The organism is Micromonospora sp. DT81.3 (assembly GCF_049847225.1).
Classification (GTDB): domain Bacteria; phylum Actinomycetota; class Actinomycetes; order Actinomycetales; family Microbacteriaceae; genus Microbacterium.
Genome location: NZ_JBNCNY010000003.1, coordinates 316,353 through 337,850, shown reverse-complemented (window position 1 = coordinate 337,850; position 21,498 = coordinate 316,353). Strand labels below are relative to the sequence as shown.

Here is a 21,498-nt window from a genome sequence, read left to right as displayed (position 1 = left end):
TGGTTCGGTGACCTATGTGATCGCCCTGCCCTGCGTCGATGTGAAGGACCGGGCGTGCATCGACGAGTGCCCGGTGGACTGCATCTACGAGGGCGATCGATCGCTGTACATCCACCCGGACGAGTGTGTGGACTGCGGCGCCTGCGAACCGGTGTGCCCCGTCGAGGCGATCTACTACGAGGACGATCTCCCTGAGGAGTGGTCGGACTACTACAAGGCCAACGTCGAGTTCTTCGACGACATCGGGTCCCCGGGCGGTGCCGCCAAGGTCGGCGTCATCCACAAGGACCACCCGGTCATCCACGCCCTCCCCCCGCAGGCGCCGTAGCGCCGTGGGCGTCAGCGGTCTGGCCGACTACCCCTGGGACGCGGTCGCACCGTACGCCGCCCGCGCTCGCGCGCATCCGGATGGCATCATCGACCTGTCGATCGGATCGCCCGTCGATCCCACACCGGGCATCATCCGCGACGCACTCCGCGATGCGACCGACGCGCATTCCTACCCTCAGACGACGGGGACGCCGGCGCTGAGGGCCGCGATCGCCGACTGGTTCGGCCGTCGGAGGGGCGTCCCGGGGCTCGGCCCCGAGCACGTGCTGCCGACCATCGGCTCCAAGGAGCTGGTCGCGCTGCTGCCGACGCTGCTCGACCTCGGTCCCGGCGACGTCGTGGTCCACCCGCGCGCCGCGTACCCGACCTACGAGGTAGGCGCGCGCATCGCCGGTGCCACCCCGTTCGCGAGCGACGATCCGCGGGAGTGGCCGGCCGAGACGAAGCTGGTGTGGCTGAACTCGCCGGGCAATCCCGACGGGCGGGTATGGGATGCCCAAGCCCTGCGAGACGCGCTGGCCGGAGCGCGCGCGAGGGGGGCCGTGCTCGCTGGCGACGAGTGCTACGCCGAACTGGGCTGGGACGCGCCGTGGGATACGCAGCCGATCCCGTCCGTGCTCGACCCCGGCGTCACGAGCGGCGACGTCACGGGGGTGCTCTCGGTGTACTCGCTGAGCAAGCAGTCCAACCTGGCGGGCTACCGAGCGGCGTTCCTCGCCGGCGACCCGGTGCTGGTGAACCGGCTGCTGACGGCCCGCAAGCACATGGGCCTGATGCTCCCGGCGCCGGTCCAGGCAGCCATGACGGTCGCGCTCTCGGACGACGTGCACGTCGAGGCGCAGAAGCAGCGGTACAGGGCACGGCGCGACATGCTGCGACCCGCGGTCGAGGCGGCGGGCTTCCGCATCGACCGCAGCGAGGCCGGTCTCTACCTGTGGGCGACGGAGGACCGCGACGCGTGGGAGAGCATGGAGCGCCTGGCGGCCCTCGGCATCCTCGCCGGACCGGGCCACTTCTACGGACCCTTCCACCCGCATCACGTGCGACTCTCGCTCACCGCGACCGACGAGCGCATCTCCGCAGCGGCCGCCCGGCTCACCGCGGCGCAGCCGGCCTGGTAGCGGATTCCTCCACCCGAACGGCCCGTTGTTTGGCGGTGTCAACTGAGGCTTCGGGGGGCTACTAGGCTGTAACGGCGGCCCACGAGCCGAGCGAGACCCATCACGACCAGAAATCGCGAGGAGGCGCCGTGAGCGACGCGGGAACGCCCATTTCGGACCAGACGGCTACTCTGCATGTGGACGGCAGAACGGCCGAGTTCCCCGTTCACCGCGGCACGAACGGTGCGGCGAGCATCGACATCGCTTCGTTCACGCGGCAGACGGGCCTCACCACCCTGGACTACGGATTCGTGAACACGGCGGCCACCAAGTCCTCGATCACCTACATCGACGGCGACAGGGGAATCCTGCGCTACCGCGGCTACCCGATCGAGCAGCTGGCCCAGAACAGCACCTACCTCGAGGTCGCGTGGCTGCTGATCTACGGCGAGCTTCCGACGGCAGACGAGCTGGCGGCATTCGATGACCGCATCCGTCACCACACTCTGCTGCACGAGGACCTCAAGCGCTTCTTCTCCGCCCTGCCGCACACCGCGCACCCGATGTCGGTGCTCTCGTCCGCGGTCTCCGCGCTCTCGACCTACTACGAGCGCGAGTCCGACCCGGCCAACCCCGAGCACATCGAGCTGAACACCATCCGCATGCTCGCGAAGCTCCCGGTGATCGCGGCCTACGCCCACAAGAAGAGCATCGGTCAGGCCTTCCTCTACCCCGACAACTCGCTGAGCTTCGTCGACAACTTCCTGAAGCTCAACTTCGGGGTGCTCGCCGAACTGTACGACGTCAACCCCGTCATGTCGCGGGCGCTCGAGCGCCTGCTGATCCTGCATGAGGACCACGAGCAGAACGCGTCGACCTCGACCGTTCGGCTCGTCGGCTCGACCGGCGCCAACCAGTTCTCCTCGATCTCTGCGGGGATCAACGCGCTGTACGGACCCCTGCACGGCGGGGCCAACGAGGCCGTGCTCGACATGCTGGGTCGCATCCAGGCATCCGGTGAGGGAGTCCGCCGCTTCGTTGAGCGGGTCAAGAACAAAGAAGACGGTGTCAAGCTCATGGGCTTCGGGCACCGCGTCTACAAGAACTACGACCCGCGCGCCAAGCTCGTGAAGGAATCCGCCGACGAAGTGCTGCGCGAACTGGGGGTGCACGACCCGCTGCTGGATCTCGCGAAGGAGCTCGAGGAGATCGCGCTCGAGGACGACTACTTCAAGGAGCGCCGCCTGTATCCGAACGTCGACTTCTACACGGGTGTGATCTACAAGGCGATGGGATTCCCCACGCGCATGTTCACCGTGCTCTTCGCCATCGGCCGTCTCCCTGGCTGGCTGGCGCACTGGCGCGAGATGCAGGTCGACCCGCAGACGAAGATCGGTCGCCCGCAGCAGCTGTACGTCGGTGCGCCCGAGCGCCAGTACCCGGGCGCCCGCTGAGGCCATGCCCCGGCTCCTGGTTCGGCCGCCGTCGCCCCTTCTCGCCGACGGAGAGCTGACGCACCTGGATCGCTCGCCCGTGGATGCGGAGCTCGCGACCCGGCAGTGGCAGACGTACGTGGATGCCTATCGCCGACGCGGCTGGACGATCGTCGAGGCGCCGGGCGCCGACGAGCACGCGGACGGCGTCTTCGTCGAAGACGCAGTTGTGATCTTCGACCAACTCGCCGTGCTCACGAGGCCCGGCGCCGCGTCGAGACGCGGAGAGGTGCAATCGGTGCGCCCGGTGGTCGAGCAACTCGGTCTCGAGATCGCGTCCATCGAGGAACCGGGAACGCTCGAGGGCGGCGACGTTCTGAAGGTCGGCCGCGTCGCCTACGTCGGCGCGAGCTCCCGGACGAACGCCGACGGGATACTGCAGCTGCGGGCGCTCGTGGAGCCCCGGGGGTGGACCGTGCGAGAGGTGCCTGTGACCAAGGTGCTGCACCTCAAATCAGCGGTCACGGCCCTGCCGGACCGCACGATCATCGGCTATGAACCCCTGGTCGATGACCCGTCGCTCTTCGATGCCTTCCTGCCCGTCCCGGAGGAGCACGGCACCGCGGTCGTCGTACTCGATGAGCGCACCGTGCTGATGTCGGCCGACGCTCCGGCAACGGCCGAGGTGTTCGCCGCCCGCGGCCTCCAGGTGCAGACCGCGCCGGTGACGGAGTTCGAGAAGCTCGAGGGCTGCGTCACGTGCCTGTCGGTGCGGGTCCGCTGAGGCGCGACACGCCCCGGTGCCCCGCGCGGCGACTCACCCGGCCTTCTTGCGCTCCTTCTTGGCGATCTGAGCCGCGTCCTTCTCCTTGTCGCGCTTGCTCTTCTTGCCCTTGACGCGCTCCTCCTCGCTGCGGCGCTCCAGCTCGGCGGAGTAGTCGGGAACCTGCGAGTTCTCATCCTGCGGCGGGCGCTCGTACCCACCCGATGGCGGGCGGGGCGGGATGACGATCTCCTCGCGCTCGACGAGCTCGTAGGGGATCTGCGACAGCAGGTGCGCGATCGCGTTGATGCGACTGCGGCGCTTGTCGTCGGAGTCGACCTCCCACCACGGCGCCTCCGGGATGTTCGTGTGCACGAACATCGTGTCCTTCGCGCGGGAGTAGTCCTCCCACTTCGTGATGGAGAGCACGTCGTTCTGGCTCAGCTTCCATCGCCTCATAGGATCGGCCAGCCGCGAATGGAAGCGCTCCTCCTGCACCTCGTCAGAGACGCTGAACCAGTACTTCAGCAGGATGATGCCGTCCTCGACGAGCAGGCGCTCGAAGATCGGGGTCTGGTGAAGGAAGCGGTGGTACTCGTCGCTCGTGCAGTAGCCCATCACCTGCTCGACGCCGGCGCGGTTGTACCAGGATCGGTCCATCAGCACGATCTCGCCGGCTGCGGGAAGGTGTGGCACGTACCGCTGGAAGTACCACCGGGTCTTGTCACGGTCGCCGGGGGCAGGCAGGGCGACGATCTTGCTGACCCGAGGGTTGAGGTACTCGGTGACGCGTTTGATGGTGGAGCCCTTGCCCGCGGCATCCCGTCCCTCGAAGATCACCACGATGCGGGCGCCGCTCGCCTGCACCCAGGCCTGCATGTCGACCAGCTTGGCCTGCAGCACCATCAGTTCGGACTCGTACAGCTTCTTGGACATTCGGTTGGCCATGGGGCTCCTTCGCCGTCTGTGCGACTCTACGCGTGCAGCACTTCGTTGAGGGTGACCCCCGCGCCGGTGCGCGGGACCGCTTCGACGGCGCCGGTGAGCGAGTTGCGGCGGAACAGGATGCCGGGGACGCCGGACAGCTCCGCGGCCTTGACGCTCTGCAACGTGCCGTCCGCTCGGCGCGAACGATCCGGCAGCACGACCTTCGTCCCCGCGGTCACGTAGAGGCCGGCCTCGACGACCGAGTCATCGCCGATGGAGATGCCGACCCCGGCGTTCGCGCCGAGCAGAGCACGGGCGCCGATCGAGACACGATGCTCGCCGCCGCCGGACAGGGTTCCCATGATGGAGGCTCCGCCGCCGATGTCGCTGCCGTCCCCGACGACGACCCCCTGGGAGATGCGTCCCTCCACCATGCTGACACCCAGGGTGCCGGCGTTGAAGTTCACGAAGCCCTCGTGCATCACCGTCGTGCCAGGCGAGAGGTACGCGCCGAGGCGCACGCGCGAGGCGTCCGCGATCCGGACGCCGACCGGGGTGACGTAGTCGAGCAGGCGCGGGAACTTGTCCAGGCCCTGCACCTGGATGCCGTCGCGCAGCAGCAGGGGGCGGAGGCGGGTGAAGTCGTCCGGATGCATCGGCCCGGCGTTCGTCCACGCCACGATCGGCAGGTGCGTGAAGATGCCATCGAGATTCACCTCGTTCGGGCGCACGAGCAGGTGCGACAGGGCGTGCAGGCGCAGATAGGCATCCGGCGTGGACGCCGAAGCGGCATCCAGATCGATCTCGATGGTCACGTCATCGACCGTGACCGCCCGACGCGGGTCGGCGACCGCGAGCCGATCGACGCCCTCGCCGACGATCTGAGGATCGCGGCCCTGCGGGATGCGGCCGGTGCGCGGTGCGGGGAACCACGTGTCGAGGATGGTGCCGTCTGCGGAGATCGTGGCGAGGCCGTCGCCCCACACCTGCCGGGATTCGCTCATCCCTCAACGCTAGCGGCTGGCATCCGGGCGGATGAGGGGGTGGACATCCGCTGGATAGACTCGGTGGATGCCCGAGCTCGATCTGACCGCGTCATCCCTCGATCTCACCCGAACGATCTGCGACATCCCGAGCGTGTCGGGCGACGAGGCCGGACTGGCCGACGCCATCGACGCCGCCATCGGCTCGCTCGGCCACCTCGAGGTGTACCGCGACGGCGATACGATCGTCGCCCGGACGGGCCTCGGGCGGGCGCAGCGTGTGGTGATCGCCGGTCACATCGACACGGTGCCCATCAACCAGAACCTGCCCACCCGCGACATCCACAACGACGGCGAGGCCTACCTCTGGGGCCGCGGGACGGTCGACATGAAGGCCGGTGTCGCGGTGCAGCTCAAGCTCGCGGCCGAGCTGGCCGAACCCCGGGTCGACATCACGTGGATGTGGTACGACCACGAAGAGGTCGACGCGGACCTCAATGGGCTGACGAGGCTCGCACGGACGCGCCCCGACCTGTTCGCAGGGGACTTCGCCATTCTCGGTGAGCCCTCCAACGGCACCGTCGAGGGAGGGTGCAATGGCAACCTGCGGGCGATCGTGCGCACGCACGGCGTTCGCGCCCACAGTGCACGGGCGTGGATCGGCGAGAACGCCATCCATGCCGCTGCACCGGCGCTCGGGCGCCTGGCCGCCTACCGGCCGCGCGATATCGCCGTCGACGGTCTGGTCTACCGCGAGGGGATGAACGCCGTCCGGATCAGCGGGGGAGTAGCGGGCAACGTGATCCCTGACCTCTGCGAGATCGAGGTCAACTACCGCTTCGCCCCCAGCCGCACCGCGGAGGAGGCGGCGGATCACGTTCGCAACGTCTTCGAGGGCTTCGATGTCGACGTGGTCGACCTGGCGCCCGGAGCGCGACCCGGTCTCGACGCCCCCATCGCGCAGGAGTTCTTGGCGGCGGTCGGCGGCGAACCGCAGCCCAAGTATGGGTGGACCGACGTGGCGCGCTTCTCCGCCATGGGCGTGCCGGCCGTCAATTACGGCCCCGGTGACCCGCATCTCGCGCACCACGACGAGGAGCGTGTGCCCGTGGCACAGATCGACGCCGTGGAGCAGGGCCTGCGGGCGTGGCTGAACGGCGGCTGACGCTGAAGGCACCGGCTGATCGACGCTGGGCCGGGCTGCCGGCCGCGCTGCGGATCGGCATCCTCTACGTCGCAGCCCGGTTCGTCACCACCGGATTCCTGCTCCTCGCCGCCCACCTGGCCGGACCGGGCTCACGCTTCGGCGAGGATGCGACCCTTTCGCATTTCATCCTCGGCTGGGATGCGCAGTGGTACTGGCTCGTGGCGCTTGAAGGCTATCCGAGCCAACTGCCCCTCACCGACACAGGACAGGTGGCCGAAAACCAGTGGGCCTTCATGCCCGTGTTCGCATATCTCGCGCAGCTGCTGGGCGGCCCGCTGCGGGCCGCCGGCATCGGCGGGTCGTTGGGCCCATGGGGAATCGGTGCCTTGACGATCTCGCTGGTCGCGGGCTACCTTGCCTGCCTCGTGCTGTACCGGGTGCTCCGCGACCGTCAGGATGCGGCGACGGCCACCTGGGCTGCCCTGTTCTTCGCCGCCGGCCCCCTTTCCGTGCTGTTCCAGGTCGGGTACGCCGAGTCGCTGTTCCTGCTCTGGCTGATGTTCTCGCTGTGGTGCGTGCAGCGTCGCCGCTACGGATGGCTGTACCTTCTGATCCCCCTCATGGGATACACCCGGCCGGGCGTGCTCGCGTTCGCCCTGTTCCTCGGGATCTACGGCGTGTGGCGATGGTTCTCGCGGCGCCGGGAACCACTGGGTGCGGGCGAGGTTCTGCACATCCTCGCACTCGGCGCACTCGCAGTGCTGGTCGGCTTCTCCTGGCAGGTGCTCGCCGGATGGGTGACCGGGGACTCCGGCGCCTACCTCGCGACGGAGCTCGCCTGGCGACGAAGCTGGATCCGCGACTCGACCGGCGTCTTCGTTCCGTTCGACGGCTGGATCCAGGGCGCCGCGTTCTGGTTCGGGGTGTGGGGGCTGGGCGCCGGAACCGGCTACGTCGTGCTGGCGCTGCTCGGCATCGGGCTCGCGGGGTTGCTGCTGTTCGAGCCGCACGTCAAGTCCCTCGGGGTGGAGGTTCGGCTCTGGGCGGCGAGCTACCTGCTGTATCTGCTCGCCGTGTTCTTTCCGCAGTCCAGCTTGTTCCGGCTGCTGCTGCCGCTCTCGCCGCTGTGGGGAGCGGTCGCCGCACCCCGCTCGACGGTCTACCGCGTCTCGGTGCTGGCACTCTGCCTGATCGGACAGTGGTGGTGGATCCACAACATGTACGCACTGGGCAATACGTACTGGCAGATCCCGTGACTCGATGCATCCACCGGTGAATCGGAGAGGCCGTGGAGGGGGATAAACTTGAGGTGCAGACCAGCGACGAAAGGGAGCCACGATGGCAGCCATGAAGCCGAGAACCGGAGACGGGCCAATGGAGGCCGTGAAGGAGGGTCGACTCATCATCGTGCGCGTGCCGCTCGAAGGTGGGGGGCGTCTCGTCGTCTCCGTCAACGACGCGGAGGCCAAGGAACTCTATGGCGTGCTCGGTGGGGTAGTCAACGCCGCGTAGCACCGCACGTCACACGAAAGGCCGGGTCGGATGATCCGGCCTTTCGCGTCGGTGCCGGCGTGCCTGCTCAGGCGGGGCCGGCGATCGTGGTGAGTTGGAGAAGACCTTCGCCGATGGTGGAGAGTGCTCCGATCACGGCGGGCGAGGCCTGGGTCTCCTGAATGAGCGACCGGTAGGCCTTCGTGGCCTCGTCGCGCTGCACCGGATCGGCGACCTTTCCCCCGTTGAGCACTCGCGGGATCAGTACCGTGCCGCCGAGGCGCACCAGCCTCAGCCCGTGCTCGACGTACTCGATGACCTTCTCCGGGTCGGCGTCCACCAGCACCACGTCGTACGACGCCTCGTTCATCCGGGGCAGCACGTCACTGGCCCGCCCGGTGATGAAGCGGGCGCGGGCGGCGGGGATCTTCGCCTCGGCGAAGGACTGACGCGCAACGCCGAGATGCTCGGGTTCGCTGTCGATGGTGGTGAGCGTCGCGCGCGGCGAGCCGTGCAGCAGCCACAGTCCTGAGACGCCCGCTCCCGTCCCGATCTCGACGATGTTGAGGGCTCGGGATGCCGCCGCGATCACCGCGGCCTGCGCGCCGACGCCCGGGCTGATCGGCGCCGCGCCGATCTCGAGGGCGTGCGTGCGGGCCCGGGCGATGTGCTCGGGTTCGATGATGGCGTCCCGCGCATATCTGGCGTTCGCGTCGTGCTCGCTCATGGGTCCTCCTCCGGCCAGGTTACGCGGGGGATCCGCGCGCCGGGCACAGGCGCGACCGGTAACCTGGAGCCATGTTCTTCGGGCTTACGATCGAGAAGCTCATGCTGATCGGCGTGATCGCTGCGATGCTCGTGGGTCCCGAGCGCCTGCCTCGCTACGCGGAGGGCCTCGCACGCTTCGTCGGCCGGGCCCGCGAATACATGCGCGGGGCCAAGACGAGGGTGCGCGAGGAGATGGGGCCCGAGTTCGACGACGTCGACTGGCGCAAACTCGACCCCCGGCAGTACGACCCGCGGCGCATCATCCGCGAGGCCCTGCTCGATGACACCCCTGTCGCCCCGGTGAAGGCGGTCTCGCTCGGCGCGGCGGCGATGGCGACGGCCGGCAAGCCGATCGAGCGGCCGGTGTTCACCGCGGCCGAGCCCCCGCCATTCGACTCCGAAGCCACCTGACGCCCGGGCATCCTGGTCTGCAGTGACCAGCGGCACTCGGTGTGCGCGGCGATCGTGCGCAGTCAGCGCGGCGTGAGCGGCAGCGACCGCCCCGCCAGCCCGCGGCGCGTCGCGGCGAGAGAGGCGGCCAGCGACTCGATGGCCACCGCCGCCGCGTCCTCGGGATGCGCGATGACCACCGGTTCCCCCGTGTCGCCGCCGGCGCGCAGCGTCGTGCTCAACGGGATGGAGGCGAGCACCTCGACGCGCTCGTCGGCGGTGGAGAGCGCCTCTGCCACCTGAGCGCCACCACCCGAGCCGAAGAGCTCGAGCCTCGTTCCGTCGGGGAGGGTCATGGCGGCCATGTTCTCCACGACCCCGACCACTCGCTGGCCGGTCTGGCGGGCCACGAGTCCGCTGCGCACCGCGACATCGGAGGCGGCGCTCTGCGGGGTCGTCACGACCAGCACCTCGGCATTCGGCAGCAGCTGCCCCACGGTGATCGCGATGTCGCCGGTTCCGGGCGGCATATCGAGCAGGAGCACGTCGAGGTCGCCGAAGTAGACGTCCGTCAGGAACTGCTGAATGGTGCGGTGCAGCATCGGCCCGCGCCAGGCGACGGCCCCCGTCGGCGACTCGCCCTCCCGGCGGAGGAACATGCCGATCGAGATCACCTTCACGTCGTGGGCGATCGGAGGCAGCATCATGTCGTCGATGCGGGTCGGGGATGGGATCGCGCCGTCCCGGGCGAGCCCCATCAGCGCGGGGATCGAGAAGCCGTGCACATCGGCGTCGACGAGCCCGACGGCGAGGCCTCGCCGCGCGAGGGCGATGGCCAGGTTGGCGGTGACGCTCGACTTGCCGACCCCGCCCTTCCCGCTCGTGACGGCGATCACGCGCGTCAGCGAATCAGGGCCGAAGGGCATGGTGCGTGCCGCCCTGCCGCCCCGCAGCCGGTCCGTGAGCGTCCGCCGCTCGTCCGGTGTCATGACGCCCACCTCGACGTCGACGGAGGTGACGCCGGGAACGGACGCGGCGGCCGACCGCACATCGGATTCGATGCGCATGGCCGCGGGGCACCCGACGATCGTCAGCGCGATACCGACGCGCGCAGCGCCTGAATCCACGGAGATCTCGCGCACCATGTCGAGTTCGGCCAGTGGCCGCCGCAGCTCGGGGTCGATCACCGCCCCGACTGCCCGCCGGACCGACTCGGCCGTGGTCCCGTTCCTCATCGGCCGTCGCCGTCGGCGTGGTCCTCGATCTTCTCGAGCGTCGCCCTCAGCTCCGTGCGAAGCACATCCTTCGTGACGACGTCCGCGTGGAAGTCCGCGACGGCCATCCGCAGCGCGACGATTTCACGGGCGAGGTACTCGGTGTCCGCGAGGTTGCGCTCGGCGCGCTGGCGGTCCTGCTCGATCTGCACGCGGTCGCGGTCGTCCTGACGGTTCTGCGCCAACAGGATCAGAGGCGCCGCGTAGGACGCCTGGAGGGACAGGATCAGCGTCAGCAGCGTGAAGTTCGTGGCCCGCGGGTCGAACTGCAGCTCCACCGGCGCGAACGTGTTCCACATCAGCCACACCGCGACGAAGACGGTCATGCCGATCAGGAACCCTGAGGTCCCCATCCCTCGCGCGAACGCTTCGGAGAATCGGCCGAACCGGTCGCGCGACGGCTGCGGATTGCGGCTCAGCATGCCGGAACGGCCGCGGGGGGCGTCGAGCGACGGCTGGCGGGACGCGCGTGCCATCAGCGCCTCCTCACGGCGCCTCGGGGGGTCCCCGTCGCCGCAGAGCGCGCTGTCAGGATCGCACCGGCCGAGGGTGCTGGGGCCACCACGTCGCCGTCGTGCGAGCGCCAGTCATCGGGCAGCAGGTAGTCCAGCACGTCGTCGACGCTCACGGCGCCGACGAGGCGATGAGCCTGATCGACGACGGGCAGCGAGACGAGGTTGTAGCTGGCGAGCATGCGGGCCACTTCGGCCGCGGAGGCCGTGGCGGTGACGGCGTCGAGCGAGTCGTCGATGATGGCGCCGAGGCGCTCGTGCGGCGGGTAGCGCAGCATCCGCTGGAAGTGCACGACGCCGAGCAGGCGCCCGGTGGGCGTCTCGTACGGCGGCAGCGTGATGAAGACGGATGCCGCGAGGGCCGGATGCAGCTCGTGCCGGCGGATGAGCGCCAGGGCTTCGGCGACCGTCGCCTCCGCCGAAAGCACGATCGGCTCCGGCGTCATCAGACCGCCGGCGGTGTCGGGGCCGTAGGCGAGCAGCATCCGGACGTCGTCCGCCTCCTCCGGCTCCATCAGATCCAGCAGCTGCTCCAGCCGTCCCTCGGGAAGCTGTGCAAGTAGGTCTGCGGCGTCATCCGGCTCCATGGCGTCGAGGATGTCTGCGGCGCGCTCGTCGCCGAGCTGTTCGAGGATGTGCACCTGCTCGTCTTCTGGCATCTCTTCGAGGGCGTCCGCGAGGCGCTCATCCGACAGCTCCTCGGCCACCTCGATCATGCGCTCGTCCGGCAGGTCGAGCAGCGTGTTGGCGAGGTCGGCGGGCTTCAACTCCGAGTAGCTCGCCACGAGCTGCTCCGCGGACTGCGCCTGCCCCGGTGCCTGGTCCTCCCGGACCTCCGACCACGACGCGAACGTCGTCGGGCCCTTGGCGAACGGCGACGCGCTGGTCTTGGGCTTGCGAAGGAAGAGCTGACCGACGGCCCACTCGCCGAGGCGGTTGCGCTCGATGGCGACATCCTCGATGACGGCGGTGCCCGACCCGTCGACGAGCTGGATGCGGCGGCCGATCATCTCGGCCATCACGCGCACCTCGCCCCCTCGTGGTTCGAAACGGCGCACGTTGATGAGACCGGTCGTGATGACCTGGCCGAGGGCGACCGATGTCACGCGCCCGATCGAGAGGAACACATGGCGGCGCCCCGGGATCTCGCAGACGAGCCCCACAACGCGCGGAGGGTCGGATTTTCGGTACACGACGACGACATCGCGGACCTTGCCGAGCCGGTCGCCGGCGGGGTCGAAGACGGCGCACCCCTGGAGGCGCGCGACGAACACCCTCTGCGTACTCACGCTTCCAGCGTAGCCCCGGGATCCCGCACCGCCCCGATCATGCGCGGCCGTGGGTGCAAGTACGGAGCATGGGAGAATGGGGGCATGAGCATGTTGGGTGGTCCACAGGTCTCCGGCAACACAGAGGTCGGCGAGATGGTCGCGTCGTTCCCCGAGTACGAGGCGGCGCAGAAGGCCGTCTCCAAGCTCATCGCCGCCGAGATCGCGGCGCGCGACATCGCCATCGTCGGCTCCGGTCTTCGATCCATCGAGCGGGTGACGGGCAAGCTCGGCTACGCGACGGCGGCCCGATCGGGTGCCATCAACGGCGTGCTGATCGGGCTGTTCTTCGCCGCCATCCTCGTTCTGGGCAGCCCTGCAGTGCCGATCCAGGCATTCGTCGGCGTGCTGTTCGTCGGCATCGCCGTCGGCATGCTGCTGAGTCTCGTCACCTACTCCTTCGTGCGTCGCCGCCGCGACTACGCCAGCGTCGTACAGGTGACCGCCGATCACTACGAGGTCACCGTCGCCTCGCGCAGCATCCACCGGGCTCGCGAGATCCTCGGGCGCACGACAGTCGTCGACTCGTCCACCGTGGCCGCCGTCGACCCCATGCCGCCGGTGCGGCAGCAGCCGGTCGCGCAGCCAGAGCGCTCTGCTTCGCCCCGCGATGGCGAGACCGAGCCGCCCCGCTATGGGGAGAGGGTGGCTCCGGCCCCCGATCCCGCGGGGGGCGAAGCATCAGCGCCCGGGAATGCCGGCGCGGACGACGCCGGTGACGGTGCACCGAGCCGGAATCGATGACCGACGAGGTCGCGCCCCGGCTGTCTGTCGACCTTCCGGCCGGCACAGTCGAGGTCTCGGCCGATCACCAGCGGCCCGACGACGCCTGGGCCACGATCGTCATCGCGCACGGCGCGGGTGCGGGATACCGGCATCCGTTCCTCGTCGGCTTCGCGCGCGGCATGCGTGCGGAGGGCGTGGCGACGCTGACGTTCAACTTCCCCTACCTGGAGGCCGGACGCCGGATGCCGGGCCCGGCGACGCACGCGATCGCCGCCTGGCGCGCGGCCATCGCTTTCGCGGTGTCCCGGGCCGATGGCGCCCCGGTCTGGGCGTGCGGCAAGTCCTACGGCGGCCGGATGGCGTCGATGGCGGTGGCCGACGCCGCCGAGCTCGCCGACGCTGTCAGCGGGCTCGTGTACCTGGGCTATCCGCTGCATCCACCGGGCGACGACACGAAGGTGCGGGCCGCGCACCTCCCGGTCATCGGCGCACCGCAGCTCTTCGTCGAGGGCACCCACGACCCCTTCGTCGATCCGCATTCGCAGCTGGACGAGGCGGTCGCCTCGTGTCGGGACGCCACCATCGAGTGGATCGATGGCGGCGGGCACTCGTTCGAGGTGAAGGGCCACAAGCGCACTGCCGACGAGATCGGCTCCCAGCTCGCGCCACTCGTCGCCGCGTTCATGCGGTCACGCCGACCCGACCCGACGGCGGCTTAGCGCCCCGCGGCGTATCCCTGTCCTCCGCGCGGGTTGGCCGCTGCCCACAGCAGCCCGCTGTCGCGGTCGATGCCGACGGCGGAGAGCCGCCCGAGCGACCAGTCGCCGGTGCGCGTCACCGAATGCCCCCGAGCCCGCAATCCGGCGATCACGGCTTCACCCAGGCGGTCCTCGACCACGGCACCCGCCACCTCGTAGGTGCGCGGCCAGAAGGAGTCGACCAGCGCGGTGGTGTGCAGCATAGGCGCATCGATCGCCTGCTGGGGAGAGTAGCCGCCCACGAGCATGCGCAGAAGCGCCGGCAGCTGCCACTGGTCCTGCTGATCGCCGCCGGGCGTGCCGAGGGCGATGACGGCTCGTCCGTCGCGGAGGACGAGCGTGGGGCTCAGGGTCGTGCGCGGCCTCGACCCGGGGCGGAGCGCCGAGGGAGAAGCCTCATCGAGCCAGGTCATCTGCAGGCGGGTTCCGAGGCAGAACCCGAGCTCCGGGATGGTGGGGGAGGACTGCAGCCACCCGCCGGACGGAGTCGCCGAGATCATGTTGCCCCAGCGGTCCACCACGTCGATGTGGCACGTGTCCCCGCGCGTCTCGCCGCTCTTCGCCACCGTCGGCTCGCCAGTGCCGGGACCACTCGCCGAATCGAGGCTCGAGCGCAGGGGCGGGGCGAACGGCGCGCGACCCGGAATTCTGCCCGGCCGCCACTCCCGCGACGCCTCGGCGCCGAGAAGCGCGCGGCGCGTGTCTGTGTAGGCGTCGGAGAGCAGCACGTCGAGCGGCACATCGGCGTCGCCGTAGTACGCATCGCGGTCGGCCAGCGCGAGCTTCAGCGCCTCGAGCACGGTGTGGGCGCCCAGCTCGGTCGACGGGTCGAGGCGATCGTCTTCGAGCCCGTCCAGCAGCCGCAGCGCCTGCAGCAGCACCGGGCCCTGACCCCAGGCGGGGGTCTTGGCGATGGTGTGCCCGCGGAAGGATGCCGTGGCGGCCTCTTCGTACGACGCCTCGAAGGCCGCGAAGTCATCGGGAGTCAGAACGGCCGCATGATCGGTGCCCGTGGAGTGCCGATGGGGTGTTGCGAGGAACTGGGACGCCGCTCGAGCCACGACCCCGGCGCGCCATTCCCGGCGGGCCGCGTCGATGCGTGCGACCCGGTCCTCCGCGCCGCCGCCCGCGGTGATCAGCCGCTCGAGGACCGCGGCGTACGCCGGGTTGCGCACCACGGTGCCGGCGACGGGAACCGTCCCGTCCGGCATCCACAGCGCGGCGGACGAGGGCCAGTGATCACGGAACAGGTCCGCGACCCGCGCGATCGTGGCGGCGGCCGAGGGCAGGAGAGGATGACCGTCGCGCGCGTAGCCCATCGCGTAACCCAGCACGTCGGCCAGCTCGAGGGTGCCGTGGTCGCGCAGCAGCAGCAGCCAGGCGTCCACCGCGCCGGGGACGGCCGCCGCCAGGCCCCCGGCTCCCGGCACGAGGTCGAGTCCCTCGCTGCGCATGTGAGCGATCGTCGCGCCGGCCGGGGCGGGCCCCTGCCCCATCAGCACGACCGGGGTGCCCGGGTCCTCCGCGGTGACGAAGAGACCCGTCATGTCGCCGCCCGGCCCGTTCAGGTGCGGCTCCACCACATGGAGTACGAATGCACCCGCCACCGCGGCGTCGAAGGCGTTGCCCCCGCGCTCCAGCACCGCCTGGGCGCTGGCGGTGGCGAGCCAGTGCGTGGACGCGCTCATGCCGAACGTGCCCGTGAGCGTGGGCCGCGTGATGAATGCGGGCGCAGGAGTGAAGGTCATGGTGATCCTGACGACGGGTGCTGTCAGCGCAGGGGTCTGCTGCGCGGTTCCTGAGCGAGGAGCGTGGCGACGAGGCGAAGGGCGCTCAGCGACCGCGGCTCTCGGTTGACCCGAGACGAAGCACTTGTGCGGAGCGAGGCGTGCGCATCAGCGCACCCCGAGACGAAGCATCCAGGCCTCGACCTCGTCCGCGGTGCGCGGGATGGCGGCCGACAGGTTCACGGGCCCGTCCTGGGTCATCAGGATGTCGTCCTCGATGCGAACGCCGATGCCACGGTACTCCTCCGGCACCGTGAGGTCGTCGATCTGGAAGTACAGTCCGGGTTCGATCGTGAACACCATGCCCGGCTCGAGCAGGCCGTCGTAGTACATCTCCCGGCGCGCCTGCGCGCAGTCGTGCACGTCGATGCCCAGGTGGTGGCTCGTGCCGTGCACCATGTAGCGGCGGTGCTGCCCTCCGTTCTCGGCGTCGAGCGCCTCGTCTGCGGTCACCGGCAGCAGGCCCCATTCCGCGGTACGCCGGGCGATGACCTGCATCGCCGCCTCGTGCACGGCGCGGAACTTCACACCGGGCCGCGCCGCGGCGAACGCGGCATCCGCGGCCTCGCGCACCGTCTCGTAGACGCGACGCTGCACGTCGGTGAAGGTGCCGCTCACGGGGAGCGTGCGGGTGATGTCGGCGGTGTAGAGGCTGTCCATCTCGACGCCGGCGTCGATCAGGATGAGGTCGCCAGGCACGACGGCCCCGTCGTTGCGCGTCCAGTGCAGGTAGCAGGCGTGGGGGCCGGATGCCGCGATCGTGTCGTAGCCCTCCGAGTTGCCGTCGCTGCGCGCACGCTGGTGGAACACCCCCTCGACGATGCGCTCCCCGCGGGGGTGCTCGAGGGCGCGCGGCAGCTCCCGGATGATGTCATCGAAGCCCCTCTCGGTGACATCGACAGCGAGCCGCATCTGCGCGATCTCGTACTCGTCCTTGACGAGGCGCATCTCGCTGACGAAACGCGTCAGGTCCTCGTCGGTTCCGACCAGCAGGTCGTCGGCGGATGCCTCGAAGGCGTCGATGTGCGCCGTTGCCACGCCCAGGTCCGCGGCTACCGCGGCGAGCGATGGCCGAGGTCCGATCCAGAACTCGCCGATCGTCGCGTCGGAGTAGAACTCGCTCGTCGTGCGGTCGGCGCGTTCGCGGAAGTAGAGGGTCACGTCGTGACCGTTCCGGGTCGGTTCGAACACGAGCACCGACTCGGGCTCGGCATCGCTCGCCCAGCCGGTGAGGTGCGCGAAGGCGGAGTGGGGTCGGAACGGATAGTCCGTGTCGTTGCTGCGTGTCGCCAGCGAGCCGGCCGCGACGACCAGGCGCTTGCCGGGGAACGCGGCGGACACGACCGCCCGGCGTGCGGCGGCGAACGACGCCTGCTCGCGCGCCGGCGGCATCGTGTGGGGGCGCTCGGCCCAGCCGGTGGAGATCGTGTCGAGAAAGCCCTTCGGGAAGGGCTGGCGCCGGTTCGTCGTCGAGCTCGGGGACTTGGCCGGTTCAGCGGATGCGGGCTCGGCGGGAACGGCGTCGATCGTGTCGGTTTCGCCTTCGGTGCTCATGCATCCAGTGTCGCACGCAGGTGCGACGGGCGCTTCGCCGGCTCGTGCCTCAGCCGGTCGGCTCGAGCTGCACGATCAGCGGGCGGTGGTCGCTGCCGGAGCCGTCCATCGAGCGCAGGACGACCGACCCCGTCGGCTCCCAGTGGCTCGAGTAGAGCACGTGGTCGATCGGCGCGCCGGCGAGCGCCGGGAGGGCGCTCGACCAGGTGCCGACAGCCCCGTTCCCGGTCGCGACGGCCGCATCATCGCACCGGCCGAGCGTTGCGCCGTCGACGCCGAGTCCTCCCATGTGATCGACCGTGGCGTTGAAGTCGCCGGCCATGATCACGTTGCTGTCGGCGCACTGATCGGCGAGCCACCGGAGATCATCGCGCCAGCTGCCCATGTAGGCCGGCCGCGGGGCGACGGCGTGCACCGCGACGACGATGGGACCGTCCCCGTCCACCGGCATGGCGACCGCGCTCGGAACGACGTTCGTGTTGCTGGACCCGTCGCGCGAGGACTCGATGACGGAGTAGTCCCCGAGGTCGGGGGAGATGAGGATCGTCGTCTCCCATGCCTGAGGGCCGTTCTGGATCTCGGTGTTGTACTGCACGTGGTGCACCCACATGGGGCGCCCCAGGTCGCGCATCGCCACTGCGACGTTCTCGCCGACCGACGCCGCGGTCTCGGGGAGCGCGATGATGTCGGCATCCATGGTCACCGCGGTCTGAGCCACCGCCGCCGCCGGGGTGGCTTCACCGGCCGTGTTCCACGTCATCACGCGCACGCTCGTCGCGGTCGCCGAGGGAAGCGTGTCGGCGCCGAGGCCGCGGGAGACCAGGACGCTCCCGTTCGCGATCACGGCGAGCCCGGCGACGAGCGCGATCGAGAGCGCGAATCCGCGCACCGGGCGCCACGTCGCGAGCAGCAGCGCGACGAGCACGGCGGCGGCGAAGCCCACCACGACGAGTCCGCGGAACGAGATGATCTGCGCGATCGGATAGGTGCGCTCGAGCCGGAAGAAGGGGGGCCATGTCAGCACCGCTGCGGCGATGGCGAAGAGCACCGTCGCGAGGATTCCGAACAGGCGCAGCACGGGGAGACTCTAGGTGAGCAGGCTGGGAAACCGGCGAACGCGGGGCCGCGCGGGCGTGGCGGGGGCGGCGCTACGCTCGAAGGATGACGGGGGAGCGGCGGTGGGAGGGTCCGAGCGACCTGCACCTGCATTCCCTCCGATCCGATGGCACCGAACCGCCGGCCGCGGTGATGCAGGCGGCCCACCGCTACGCGCTGCGCACCGCCGCCCTGACCGACCACGACACGACGTCCGGGTGGGCCGAGGCGGCCGACGCGGCGACCTCGCTCGGGATGACCTTCCTCCCGGGCATGGAGCTCTCGGCGAAGCAGGAGTGGCGGAGCGTCCACATGCTCGCGTTTCTCTTCGATCCGGATGATGCGGCCCTGCGCGCAGAGATGGACCGGATCAGGGGCGATCGCATGGGACGCGCCGAGCGCATCGTCAACAAGATCGCCCGCGACTACGACCTGACCTGGGATGACGTGGTGGAGCAGACGCACGGCGACGCCACAGTCGGACGCCCGCACATCGCGGACGCGCTCGTGGCACGGGGGCTCGCGCGCGACCGGGCCGCAGCGTTCGCCGGCATCCTGAACCCCCGCCAGGGCTACTACGTGCCGCATTACGCGCCGGACCCGCTCACCGCCGTGCGGCTGATCGTCGGCGCGGGCGGCGTCCCGATCATCGCGCACCCGACACCATCGGGACGGGACCGTATGATGCCGCCCGACGTCCTGCACCGGCTGATCGACGCCGGTCTCGCCGGCTTCGAGCTCGACCACCGGGAGAACACCGAGGGAGGCAAGAAGATCCTGCGGGCGCTGGTGCAGGAACGCGACCTGATCGTCACCGGGTCGAGCGACTACCACGGCCTCGGCAAGCCCAACCTTCCCGGCGAGAACACGACCGCGGACGAGATGGTGCAGCGGATCATCGACCTCGGCACGGGAACCTCGCCCGTTTACCCCTGACGCGAAGCGTCGTCTCTTGAGGTCCTGACGCGTGGGTCGTCTCACGCGCCGAAACGCGAAGCGCCCCTCCTCTTCAGCAAGAGGAGGGGCGCATCACGAGAACGAGGTCAGCCGGCGAGCGCCTTCGACTTGATCGCATCGAACTCCGCCTGCGTGATGGCGCCGGAGTCCAGCAGGGTCTTGGCCTTCGCGATCTCCTCGGACGGGCTCGACGACGTGGCGACGGACTTGATGTACTTCGCCTGGGCATCGCGCATCTGCGCGGCCTGTGCGGCGCCGCGCTCCGCCATGCCACCGCCACGGGCGATGAGGTAGACGAACAGAGTCAGGAACGGGAAGAAGATCAGCGCGATGATCCAGATCGCCTTCGCCCAGCCGTTGAGCTTGTGGTCACGGAAGAGGTCGCCGATGACGGCGAACAGCGCGAACAGATAGGTGATGAAGATGAAGGCCCAGAGGAACCACCAGATGAGGTCACCGATGGATCCCCAGAATCCCTGGTATTGAATGGTTTGAGCTTCGATGAACCGCACGGACATGCCTTCTTTCGACGAGGTCTTGGGGCGCACATCGCGCCTGGAATCACCCCAGCGCCGTGGTCGGTCGTGCCCGATGTGCGTCCTCGCGTGTCCCCGCTCAGCGTCGGCGCGGGTCAGGCCTGCGGTGCCGCGCTGGCTCCGCGACGGCGCCGACGCCGGCGCTGCGAGGGCGCCTTGCCGTCGTGGTGCTCGGTTCCGCCGCCGTCGTGGGTGCCGCCGCCTTCGACGGGACCATCCGTGTTGGTGGGATGGCCATGCTCGGCCGGGACGAGATCGCCTTCGGCCTGAGCGGGTCCTCGACCTGCGGCGCGGGTGCGGCTGCGGGTGCCCCGCGGGGAGCCGTTGCGGGATGCCGGTGCATCCTGCGTCTTGATCGTCTGGGTGCGCGGTGCGGTGACCAGGCGACCCTTGGTGCCGGCCGGGATGTTCAGGTCCTCGTAGAGGTGCGGGCTCGACGAGTACGTCTCGACGGGCTCGGGCTTGCCGAACTCGAGCGCGCGGTTGATGAGCGCCCACTTGTGGAGGTCGTCCCAGTCGACGAACGTGACGGCGATACCGGTCTTGCCGGCGCGGCCCGTCCGCCCCGCGCGGTGCAGGTAGGTCTTGTCGTCATCGGGGATGGTGTGGTTGATGACGTGGGTCACGTCGTCCACGTCGATGCCGCGGGCGGCGACATCCGTGGCGATGAGGATGTCCTTCTTGCCGGCCTTGAATGCCGCCATCGAGCGCTCGCGCTGCTCCTGACCCATGTCGCCGTGCACGGCCGCGGCGTTGAATCCGCGATCGTTGAGCTCGTCGACGAGCTTCTGCGCGGCACGCTTCGTGCGGGTGAAGACGACGGTCTTGCCGCGGCCGTCGGCCTGCAGGATTCGCGCGATCACCTCTTCTTTGTCCAGGGAGTGCGCGCGGTAGACGAGGTGCTCGATGTTCGCCTGCATGAGACCCTCGTCGGGGTCGGTCGCCCGGATGTGCACGGGGTTGGACATGAAGCGGCGGGCCATGGCCACGATCGGACCGGGCATCGTCGCCGAGAAGAGCTGCGTGTGCCGGATCGCGGGGACCTTCTGGAAGATCTTCTCGATGTCGGGCAGGAAACCCAGGTCGAGCATCTTGTCGGCCTCGTCGAGCACGACCTCGGTGGCGTGCGAGAGGTCGAGCAGACGCTGGTTGTTGAGGTCGATGAGGCGGCCGGGCGTGCCCACCACGATCTGAGCGCCGGCCTTCAGCTGGTCGATCTGTCCCTCGTACGCCTTGCCGCCGTAGATGGCGACGACGCTGGTGGAGCGGCCCTGGGTGAGCATGTCGATGTCTTCGTAGACCTGCACGCAGAGCTCGCGGGTCGGGACGACGATGAGCGCCTTGACGCCGGGAGCGGGGTCGGGGCCCAGGCGCTGGACGACGGGGATGCCGAAGCCGAAGGTCTTTCCGGTGCCGGTCTTGGCCTGTCCGATGATGTCCTGGCCGGGGAGACCGAGGGGGATGGTCTGCTCCTGGATGGGGAACGCGTCGACGATGCCCTTGGAGGCGAGGACGTCGACGATGTCCTGATCGACGCCGAGGTCGGCGAATGTAGTCACAGTGAGAATGCCTGTCTGGCGGTGAGATCCGCCGGAGGGGGTGATCCACGCCCTTCACTCAGCCACAGGCGCGGGGTCCA

General features: G+C 69.7%; 21 protein-coding genes and 1 pseudogene. 11 read left to right on the top strand and 11 right to left on the bottom strand.

Going from position 1 to position 21,498, the window contains the following annotated elements:
- The first annotated feature begins 7 nt into the window (after nucleotides 1-7).
- From fdxA to ddaH, 4 genes are all read left to right on the top strand, one after another.
- Nucleotides 8-328, top strand: a complete 321-nt coding sequence (gene fdxA, locus ACPW96_RS09365; protein ID WP_425820167.1) for a ferredoxin — start codon at nucleotides 8-10, stop codon at nucleotides 326-328.
- 4 nt (nucleotides 329-332) lie between these two features.
- Entirely contained in the window at nucleotides 333-1,451 is a 1,119-nt protein-coding gene (dapC, locus tag ACPW96_RS09360; RefSeq protein ID WP_425820168.1) for a succinyldiaminopimelate transaminase, read from the top strand.
- A gap of 128 nt (nucleotides 1,452-1,579) precedes the next feature.
- Nucleotides 1,580-2,884 carry a citrate synthase gene (locus ACPW96_RS09355; protein WP_425820169.1) on the top strand — a complete coding sequence of 435 codons (1,305 nt, stop codon included), beginning with the start codon at nucleotides 1,580-1,582 and terminating at the stop codon, nucleotides 2,882-2,884.
- Between the two features lie 4 nt (nucleotides 2,885-2,888).
- On the top strand, nucleotides 2,889-3,647 hold the full coding sequence (gene ddaH, locus ACPW96_RS09350) for a dimethylargininase (protein WP_425882836.1): 759 nt from the start codon (nucleotides 2,889-2,891) through the stop codon (nucleotides 3,645-3,647).
- 33 nt (nucleotides 3,648-3,680) lie between these two features.
- Here the strand turns inward: ddaH and ppk2 are convergent, their stop codons facing one another.
- Nucleotides 3,681-4,574, bottom strand: coding sequence for a polyphosphate kinase 2 (gene ppk2, locus ACPW96_RS09345; RefSeq protein ID WP_425820171.1), 894 nt, complete (start codon nucleotides 4,572-4,574; stop codon nucleotides 3,681-3,683).
- A gap of 26 nt (nucleotides 4,575-4,600) precedes the next feature.
- Nucleotides 4,601-5,557 carry a 2,3,4,5-tetrahydropyridine-2,6-dicarboxylate N-succinyltransferase gene (gene dapD, locus ACPW96_RS09340; RefSeq protein WP_425882835.1) on the bottom strand — a complete coding sequence of 319 codons (957 nt, stop codon included), beginning with the start codon at nucleotides 5,555-5,557 and terminating at the stop codon, nucleotides 4,601-4,603.
- 67 nt (nucleotides 5,558-5,624) lie between these two features.
- Between dapD and dapE the strand changes: the two genes are divergently transcribed.
- The 3 genes from dapE (at nucleotide 5,625) to ACPW96_RS09325 (ending at nucleotide 8,195) form a co-directional block, all read left to right on the top strand.
- On the top strand, nucleotides 5,625-6,701 hold the full coding sequence (dapE, locus tag ACPW96_RS09335) for a succinyl-diaminopimelate desuccinylase (protein WP_425882834.1): 1,077 nt from the start codon (nucleotides 5,625-5,627) through the stop codon (nucleotides 6,699-6,701).
- Entirely contained in the window at nucleotides 6,683-7,939 is a 1,257-nt protein-coding gene (locus ACPW96_RS09330; protein WP_425882833.1) for a mannosyltransferase family protein, read from the top strand. The genes dapE and ACPW96_RS09330 overlap by 19 nt, the downstream gene beginning before the upstream one ends.
- An 82-nt stretch (nucleotides 7,940-8,021) precedes the next feature.
- Entirely contained in the window at nucleotides 8,022-8,195 is a 174-nt protein-coding gene (locus tag ACPW96_RS09325) for a DUF3117 domain-containing protein (protein ID WP_325485000.1), read from the top strand.
- 67 nt (nucleotides 8,196-8,262) lie between these two features.
- Here the strand turns inward: ACPW96_RS09325 and ACPW96_RS09320 are convergent, their stop codons facing one another.
- A complete protein-coding gene (locus ACPW96_RS09320) occupies nucleotides 8,263-8,901 on the bottom strand; it encodes an O-methyltransferase (RefSeq protein WP_425820175.1) in 639 nt (212 codons plus the stop codon).
- 71 nt (nucleotides 8,902-8,972) lie between these two features.
- Between ACPW96_RS09320 and ACPW96_RS09315 the strand changes: the two genes are divergently transcribed.
- On the top strand, nucleotides 8,973-9,353 hold the full coding sequence (locus tag ACPW96_RS09315; RefSeq protein ID WP_425820176.1) for a Sec-independent protein translocase TatB: 381 nt from the start codon (nucleotides 8,973-8,975) through the stop codon (nucleotides 9,351-9,353).
- 62 nt (nucleotides 9,354-9,415) lie between these two features.
- On the opposite strand, the gene ACPW96_RS09310 is transcribed toward ACPW96_RS09315, so the two are convergent.
- The 3 genes and pseudogenes from ACPW96_RS09310 to ACPW96_RS09300 all read right to left on the bottom strand — a co-directional run bounded on the left by ACPW96_RS09310 (nucleotide 9,416) and on the right by ACPW96_RS09300 (nucleotide 12,407).
- On the bottom strand, nucleotides 9,416-10,519 hold the full coding sequence (locus ACPW96_RS09310; RefSeq protein ID WP_425882832.1) for an Mrp/NBP35 family ATP-binding protein: 1,104 nt from the start codon (nucleotides 10,517-10,519) through the stop codon (nucleotides 9,416-9,418).
- Nucleotides 10,467-11,082 (bottom strand): annotated as a pseudogene (locus ACPW96_RS09305) (DUF1003 domain-containing protein); the annotation flags it as partial. The gene ACPW96_RS09310 and the pseudogene ACPW96_RS09305, both read right to left, overlap by 53 nt.
- Nucleotides 11,082-12,407 (bottom strand): magnesium transporter MgtE N-terminal domain-containing protein, encoded by a 1,326-nt coding sequence (locus tag ACPW96_RS09300; RefSeq protein ID WP_425820179.1) that lies wholly within the window; start codon nucleotides 12,405-12,407, stop codon nucleotides 11,082-11,084. The gene ACPW96_RS09300 and the pseudogene ACPW96_RS09305, both read right to left, overlap by 1 nt.
- Before the next feature lie 84 nt (nucleotides 12,408-12,491).
- On the opposite strand from ACPW96_RS09300, the gene ACPW96_RS09295 reads away from it, so the two are divergent.
- Both ACPW96_RS09295 and ACPW96_RS09290 read left to right on the top strand, forming a co-directional pair.
- A complete protein-coding gene (locus ACPW96_RS09295) occupies nucleotides 12,492-13,190 on the top strand; it encodes a general stress protein (RefSeq protein ID WP_425882831.1) in 699 nt (232 codons plus the stop codon).
- Nucleotides 13,187-13,891 (top strand): alpha/beta family hydrolase, encoded by a 705-nt coding sequence (locus tag ACPW96_RS09290; protein WP_425882830.1) that lies wholly within the window; start codon nucleotides 13,187-13,189, stop codon nucleotides 13,889-13,891. Before ACPW96_RS09295 ends, ACPW96_RS09290 begins: the two co-directional genes overlap by 4 nt.
- Here the strand turns inward: ACPW96_RS09290 and ACPW96_RS09285 are convergent.
- The 3 genes from ACPW96_RS09285 to ACPW96_RS09275 all read right to left on the bottom strand — a co-directional run bounded on the left by ACPW96_RS09285 (nucleotide 13,888) and on the right by ACPW96_RS09275 (nucleotide 18,349).
- Nucleotides 13,888-15,678, bottom strand: coding sequence for a gamma-glutamyltransferase family protein (locus ACPW96_RS09285; RefSeq protein ID WP_425882829.1), 1,791 nt, complete (start codon nucleotides 15,676-15,678; stop codon nucleotides 13,888-13,890). The two genes, ACPW96_RS09290 and ACPW96_RS09285, sit on opposite strands and share 4 nt — an antisense overlap.
- Nucleotides 15,679-15,825: 147 nt before the next feature.
- The gene (locus ACPW96_RS09280) at nucleotides 15,826-17,271 is read right to left on the bottom strand and encodes an aminopeptidase P family protein (protein WP_425882828.1); all 1,446 of its coding nucleotides are present in this window, start codon (nucleotides 17,269-17,271) and stop codon (nucleotides 15,826-15,828) included.
- Between the two features lie 49 nt (nucleotides 17,272-17,320).
- A complete protein-coding gene (locus ACPW96_RS09275; RefSeq protein WP_425882827.1) occupies nucleotides 17,321-18,349 on the bottom strand; it encodes an endonuclease/exonuclease/phosphatase family protein in 1,029 nt (342 codons plus the stop codon).
- 83 nt (nucleotides 18,350-18,432) lie between these two features.
- Here ACPW96_RS09275 and ACPW96_RS09270 point away from each other — a divergent pair, with 83 nt between their 5' ends.
- A complete protein-coding gene (locus ACPW96_RS09270; RefSeq protein ID WP_425882826.1) occupies nucleotides 18,433-19,302 on the top strand; it encodes a PHP domain-containing protein in 870 nt (289 codons plus the stop codon).
- A 107-nt stretch (nucleotides 19,303-19,409) separates the two neighbouring features.
- On the opposite strand, the gene ACPW96_RS09265 is transcribed toward ACPW96_RS09270, so the two are convergent.
- Complete coding sequence (locus ACPW96_RS09265) at nucleotides 19,410-19,835, bottom strand: SHOCT domain-containing protein (protein ID WP_425882825.1); 426 nt, start codon at nucleotides 19,833-19,835, stop codon at nucleotides 19,410-19,412.
- A 119-nt stretch (nucleotides 19,836-19,954) separates the two neighbouring features.
- Nucleotides 19,955-21,418 (bottom strand): DEAD/DEAH box helicase, encoded by a 1,464-nt coding sequence (locus tag ACPW96_RS09260; RefSeq protein WP_425820187.1) that lies wholly within the window; start codon nucleotides 21,416-21,418, stop codon nucleotides 19,955-19,957.
- Nucleotides 21,419-21,498: the final 80 nt, after the last annotated feature.

Excerpts from the sequence above, each read along its gene's own strand:
- ddaH (WP_425882836.1), top strand. The coding sequence starts at position 2,889 with ATGCCCCGGCTCCTGGTTCGGCCGCCGTCGCCCCTTCTCGCCGACGGA.
- ppk2 (WP_425820171.1), bottom strand. The coding sequence starts at position 4,574 with ATGGCCAACCGAATGTCCAAGAAGCTGTACGAGTCCGAACTGATGGTG.
- dapD (WP_425882835.1), bottom strand. The coding sequence starts at position 5,557 with ATGAGCGAATCCCGGCAGGTGTGGGGCGACGGCCTCGCCACGATCTCC.
- dapE (WP_425882834.1), top strand. The coding sequence starts at position 5,625 with ATGCCCGAGCTCGATCTGACCGCGTCATCCCTCGATCTCACCCGAACG.
- ACPW96_RS09325 (WP_325485000.1), top strand. The coding sequence starts at position 8,022 with ATGGCAGCCATGAAGCCGAGAACCGGAGACGGGCCAATGGAGGCCGTG.
- ACPW96_RS09320 (WP_425820175.1), bottom strand. The coding sequence starts at position 8,901 with ATGAGCGAGCACGACGCGAACGCCAGATATGCGCGGGACGCCATCATC.
- ACPW96_RS09315 (WP_425820176.1), top strand. The coding sequence starts at position 8,973 with ATGTTCTTCGGGCTTACGATCGAGAAGCTCATGCTGATCGGCGTGATC.
- ACPW96_RS09295 (WP_425882831.1), top strand. The coding sequence starts at position 12,492 with ATGAGCATGTTGGGTGGTCCACAGGTCTCCGGCAACACAGAGGTCGGC.
- ACPW96_RS09290 (WP_425882830.1), top strand. The coding sequence starts at position 13,187 with ATGACCGACGAGGTCGCGCCCCGGCTGTCTGTCGACCTTCCGGCCGGC.
- ACPW96_RS09285 (WP_425882829.1), bottom strand. The coding sequence starts at position 15,678 with ATGACCTTCACTCCTGCGCCCGCATTCATCACGCGGCCCACGCTCACG.
- ACPW96_RS09280 (WP_425882828.1), bottom strand. The coding sequence starts at position 17,271 with ATGAGCACCGAAGGCGAAACCGACACGATCGACGCCGTTCCCGCCGAG.
- ACPW96_RS09270 (WP_425882826.1), top strand. The coding sequence starts at position 18,433 with ATGACGGGGGAGCGGCGGTGGGAGGGTCCGAGCGACCTGCACCTGCAT.